The 1,592-nt window shown below is 51.0% G+C and carries 16 tRNA genes; all 16 read left to right on the top strand.

The window, feature by feature from the left end:
* Positions 1–49 precede the first annotated feature (49 nt).
* The 16 genes from HMPREF2586_RS11890 to HMPREF2586_RS11815 all read left to right on the top strand — a co-directional run bounded on the left by HMPREF2586_RS11890 (position 50) and on the right by HMPREF2586_RS11815 (position 1,558).
* Positions 50–131 (top strand) — tRNA-Leu (locus HMPREF2586_RS11890).
* Positions 132–134: 3 nt separating this feature from the next.
* Positions 135–209: transfer RNA gene (locus HMPREF2586_RS11885), tRNA-Gly, on the top strand.
* A gap of 7 nt (positions 210–216) precedes the next feature.
* Positions 217–305 (top strand) — tRNA-Leu (locus tag HMPREF2586_RS11880).
* Between the two features lie 12 nt (positions 306–317).
* Positions 318–391, top strand: a tRNA-Arg gene (locus tag HMPREF2586_RS11875).
* Between the two features lie 29 nt (positions 392–420).
* A tRNA-Pro gene (locus HMPREF2586_RS11870) sits at positions 421–494 on the top strand.
* A 27-nt stretch (positions 495–521) separates the two neighbouring features.
* Positions 522–597 (top strand) — tRNA-Ala (locus HMPREF2586_RS11865).
* Between the two features lie 28 nt (positions 598–625).
* A tRNA-Met gene (locus HMPREF2586_RS11860) sits at positions 626–699 on the top strand.
* A gap of 26 nt (positions 700–725) precedes the next feature.
* Positions 726–799 (top strand) — tRNA-Ile (locus HMPREF2586_RS11855).
* 9 nt (positions 800–808) lie between these two features.
* Positions 809–901, top strand: a tRNA-Ser gene (locus HMPREF2586_RS11850).
* Between the two features lie 39 nt (positions 902–940).
* Positions 941–1,033 (top strand) — tRNA-Ser (locus HMPREF2586_RS11845).
* Between the two features lie 13 nt (positions 1,034–1,046).
* Positions 1,047–1,120, top strand: a tRNA-Met gene (locus HMPREF2586_RS11840).
* 11 nt (positions 1,121–1,131) lie between these two features.
* Positions 1,132–1,207, top strand: a tRNA-Asp gene (locus HMPREF2586_RS11835).
* 16 nt (positions 1,208–1,223) lie between these two features.
* Positions 1,224–1,296 (top strand) — tRNA-Phe (locus HMPREF2586_RS11830).
* Between the two features lie 10 nt (positions 1,297–1,306).
* A tRNA-Thr gene (locus tag HMPREF2586_RS11825) sits at positions 1,307–1,382 on the top strand.
* Between the two features lie 7 nt (positions 1,383–1,389).
* A tRNA-Tyr gene (locus tag HMPREF2586_RS11820) sits at positions 1,390–1,473 on the top strand.
* A gap of 11 nt (positions 1,474–1,484) precedes the next feature.
* A tRNA-Trp gene (locus HMPREF2586_RS11815) sits at positions 1,485–1,558 on the top strand.
* Positions 1,559–1,592 lie beyond the last annotated feature (34 nt).

The raw sequence follows: 1,592 nt of genomic DNA, 5'->3' as shown, positions 1-1,592 counted from the left end.
AGAGGGTCAGAGGTTCGAATCCTCTATGGCTCACCATTAATCAAATAACGCGGGTGTGGCGGAATTGGCAGACGCACTAGACTTAGGATCTAGCGCCTTACGGCGTGGGGGTTCGACTCCCTTCACCCGCATTTGCAGAAGTAGTTCAGCGGTAGAATACGACCTTGCCAAGGTCGGGGTCGCGGGTTCGAATCCCGTCTTCTGCTCCATTATTTTGCCGGGGTGGCGGAACTGGCAGACGCACAGGACTTAAAATCCTGCGATGAGAGATCATCGTACCGGTTCGATTCCGGTCCTCGGCACCATCTTTGAATTAAGCGCCCGTAGCTCAACTGGATAGAGTGCTTGACTACGGATCAAGAGGTTATGGGTTCGACTCCTATCGGGCGCGTAATTTAGATTGCTTCATCCTATGAAAAACGGGAAGTAGCTCAGCTTGGTAGAGCACTTGGTTTGGGACCAAGGGGTCGTAGGTTCGAATCCTGTCTTCCCGATATCTACTAAAATTCATTTAACTAAATGGGGGCTTAGCTCAGCTGGGAGAGCGCCTGCTTTGCACGCAGGAGGTCAGCGGTTCGATCCCGCTAGTCTCCACCATATTTATTGATACAAACTAAATTACAACGGCGGTGTAGCTCAGCTGGCTAGAGCGTACGGTTCATACCCGTGAGGTCGTGGGTTCGATTCCCTCCACCGCCACTATTGTTAGTTGTAAATTATACTCTGGACCTTTAGCTCAGTTGGTCAGAGCTAACGGCTCATAACCGTTCGGTCGCAGGTTCGAATCCTGCAAGGTCCATATAATTTTGGAGGAATACCCAAGTCCGGCTGAAGGGATCGGTCTTGAAAACCGACAGGGGCTTAACGGCCCGCGGGGGTTCGAATCCCTCTTCCTCCGCCATTTTAAAACAATTTAATAGTATAATTATCGTATATTTTTGGAGGAATACCCAAGTCTGGCTGAAGGGATCGGTCTTGAAAACCGACAGGAGCTTAACGGCTCGCGGGGGTTCGAATCCCTCTTCCTCCGCCATTAATATCATTAACGCGGGATGGAGCAGTTCGGTAGCTCGTCGGGCTCATAACCCGAAGGTCGGTGGTTCGAATCCGCCTCCCGCAATTACATAGTTTGGTCTCGTAGTGTAGCGGTTAACACGCCTGCCTGTCACGCAGGAGATCGCGGGTTCGATTCCCGTCGAGACCGCCATTATTTTTAACATTATGGTTCAATAGCTCAGTTGGTAGAGCAATGGATTGAAGCTCCATGTGTCGGCAGTTCGACTCTGTCTTGAACCATTTTATACAAGCCGGCCTAGCTCAACTGGTAGAGCAACTGACTTGTAATCAGTAGGTTGGGGGTTCAAGTCCTCTGGCCGGCACCATTTTCATGGAGGGGTAGCGAAGTGGCTAAACGCGGCGGACTGTAAATCCGCTCCTTCGGGTTCGGCAGTTCGAATCTGCCCCCCTCCACCATTCAATTTAATAGGGGCATAGTTCAACGGTAGAATAAAGGTCTCCAAAACCTTCGATGTGGGTTCGATTCCTACTGCCCCTGCCATGGCGGTTGTGGCGAAGTGGTTAACGCATCGGAT

Origin of the sequence: Staphylococcus sp. HMSC034G07 (assembly GCF_001835975.1) — a bacterium.
Taxonomy (GTDB): domain Bacteria; phylum Bacillota; class Bacilli; order Staphylococcales; family Staphylococcaceae; genus Staphylococcus; species Staphylococcus ureilyticus.
Note: the sequence above shows the minus strand (reverse complement) of the source record. Positions and strands in the feature narration are given on the sequence as shown.